Source organism: Geomonas sp. (assembly GCF_035254065.1).
Classification (GTDB): Bacteria; Desulfobacterota; Desulfuromonadia; order Geobacterales; family Geobacteraceae; genus Geomonas.
This window is the reverse complement of sequence record NZ_DATFBA010000393.1, coordinates 1-2,893: the sequence shown is the minus strand read 5'-3', so window position 1 is coordinate 2,893 and position 2,893 is coordinate 1. Positions and strand designations below refer to the sequence as shown.

2 protein-coding genes are annotated in these 2,893 nt (G+C 63.3%); both read left to right on the top strand.

Annotated elements, in window-relative coordinates:
• A partial coding sequence (locus VJ604_RS18560) for a response regulator (RefSeq protein WP_324085070.1) occupies positions 1-1,930 on the top strand: 1,930 nt, incomplete at its 5' end.
• A 222-nt stretch (positions 1,931-2,152) separates the two neighbouring features.
• A partial coding sequence (locus VJ604_RS18555; RefSeq protein WP_324085068.1) for a CheR family methyltransferase occupies positions 2,153-2,893 on the top strand: 741 nt, incomplete at its 3' end.

The window sequence follows — 2,893 nt, the reverse complement described above, 5'->3', positions numbered from 1 at the left end:
GAACGCCATCCCGGTCATCCTGCTCACCTCCCTCAACGACCCCAAGGACGTCATCCGCGGTCTCGAGTGCCGCGCCGACAACTTCCTCACCAAGCCCTACGATGAAAAGTACCTGCTTATGCGGATCAGGCAGATACTGCTGGCCAAAGGGCTTCCCCAGTCCGAGGACGCCGAGCGTGGCAGCCTGGTCTTTTTCGACGGCGAAGAGTACCACATCAAGGCGGATCGCAAGCAGATCCTCAGCCTGCTCCTCTCCACCTACGAAACCGCGGTCAGGAAGAACAACGAGCTGCTCGCCATCCAGCAGTCGCTGTCCGAGCTGAACGAGCAGCTCGAGGAACGGGTGGAGGCGCGCACCGCCTCGCTGATGCTGGAAGTGGAGGAGCGAAAGCGGGCCGAGGGTAAGCTCGGCGAGGTGACCCGACGGCTGCAGCTCGCCACCGCTTCAGCCCACCTCGGCATCTTCGACTGGGACATCGCCCATGACCAGATGATCTGGGACCACCGGATGCTCGAGATGTACGGGCTCAGCCCGGAGGAGGAGCTTGGGTACCAGCGCTGGAGCTCCCTTCTGCATCCGGACGACCGGGAGATGGCGACGGCCACGCTCTCCGCGGCCATGGCATCCCAGCGCGAATTCGAGCTGGAGCACCGCATCGTCCGCCCGGACGGCAACGTGCGGCACATCAAGTCCAACGCTCTGCTGATCAGGGACAGCGAGGGGCGCGCCACCCGGATGATCGGCATCAACCAGGACGTTTCCGCCCAGAAGCTTTTGGAAGAGCAGCTCCGCCAGGCCCAGAAGATGGAGGCCATCGGCCAGTTCGCGGGCGGCATCGCCCACGACTTCAACAACATCCTCACCGCCATCGTCGGCTTCGCCAGCATGACCCAGCTCAAGATGCGCGAGGACGACCCGCTGCGCGGCAACGTTGAGCAGGTGCTGGCCGCCGCCGACCGGGCCGCGGGGCTCACCCAGAGCCTGCTCACCTTCAGCAGGAAGCAGGTGCTGAACCTGCACCCGGTCAGCCTGAACGACATCATCAAAAAGGTGGAGAAGTTCCTGGGCAGGATCATCGGCGAGGACATCAAGCTGCAGATGGTCTTCAAGCAGGAGGAGATGGTGGTCTACGCGGACAGCGGGCAGATCGAGCAGGTCCTTCTGAACCTCGCAACCAACGTGCGCGACGCCATGCCGCAGGGGGGGATCTTCTCCATCGTGACCGAGAAGGTCGAGATCGACCAGGAGTACATCGATTTCTACGGCAACGGGGTGCCCGGCTCCTACGCCCGCATGGCGGTCTCCGATAACGGGGTCGGCATGGATGCCGAGACCAGGAAGAGGATCTTCGAGCCGTTCTTCACCACCAAGGAGGTGGGGAAGGGGACCGGCCTGGGGCTCTCCATCGTGTACGGCATCGTCCAGCAGCATAACGGTTTCATCAACGTCTACAGCGAGCCGGGCAGGGGAACCACCTTCAGCATCTACCTGCCGCTGGCCAGGGGTGAGCAGCTTGCCAAGGCCGAGCAGCCCGCGACGCAGTATCCGGTGGGAGGCACGGAAACCATCCTGCTTGCCGAGGACGACGCCGTGGTGCGGGAACTCTCCCGGACCGTGCTGACCGAGTTCGGCTACCGGGTGATCCAGGCCGGGAACGGCGAGGAGGCGGTGCAGAGGTTCCTGGAAAACCGTGACGAGATCAAGCTCTTGCTGCTCGACATCGTGATGCCCAAGAAGAACGGGAAGGAAACCTACGACGAGATCAGGACACACCGCCCCGACGTGAAGGCCCTCTTCCTGAGCGGTTATCCCGCCGAGGTGATCGGCAACACCGGGCTTTTGGAGGAGGGGGCCAGCCTGATCATGAAGCCGGTCCACCCGCAGGAGCTTTTGAGGAGGATCAGAAGCGAGCTCGACGGCAAGCAGTAATGACTCTAATCCACCTCTGCCAACCCTCCCTCTCCCTGCGGGAGAGGGCCGTGGTGAGGGAACTTTCCACGAGGGATGAGGGACCCTTTCACCATGATGCGCGGCTTCCCTCACCCCAACCCTCCCCCGGAGGGGGAGGGAGAGCTTGCCGAGTGGGGAGCGGTAATCGGTACAGCCAAAGACGATCCGAAGCGTGTCGAGGGGGGAAGGGAGTAGCGGATCATGGAACGCAGTCTGCCCGACAGCACCTTGTCCAACGTGAGCGCCTTCCTTGCCAAGGAGATGGGACTGCTCTTCCCGAAAGAGCGCTGGGATGACCTGGAGAGGGGGCTCTTCTCCGCGGCCCGCCAGCTCGGCTTCATGGATCCCCATGTGTTCCTGCACTGGTTGATGTCGTCCCCCTTGACCCGCCGCCAGGTGGAAGCGCTGGCAGGCCATCTCACCATCGGCGAGACCTACTTCTTCCGCGACCCCCGTTCCCTGGAAGCCACCGAAACCTCCATCCTCCCACCCCTTCTGCGTGCGCGCCGGGGAAAGGACCAGCGCCTGAGGATCTGGAGCGCCGGCTGCTCCACGGGCGAGGAGGCCTACACCCTGGCCATCCTGCTGCACCGGCTGCTCCCCGACGTCAGGGAGTGGAACATCTCCATCCTCGCCACCGACATCAACGCCGCTGCCCTCCAGAAAGGGATGGCCGGCGTCTACGGCAAGTGGTCTTTCCGGGCCACCCCTTCCTGGTTCAAGTCGCTGTACTTCACACCGCAGCCGGAAGGGTCGCTGCGGGTGGTGGACAACGTGAAGAGGATGGTGCATTTCGAGTACCTGAACCTCGCCGAAGACAGCTATCCCTCGCTTCCCACCAATACCAACGCCATGGACCTCATCTTCTGCCGAAACGTGCTGATGTACTTCTCGCCGGAGATGGCGCGCACCGTGGTGGCCAAGCTGAACAAATCGCTGGTC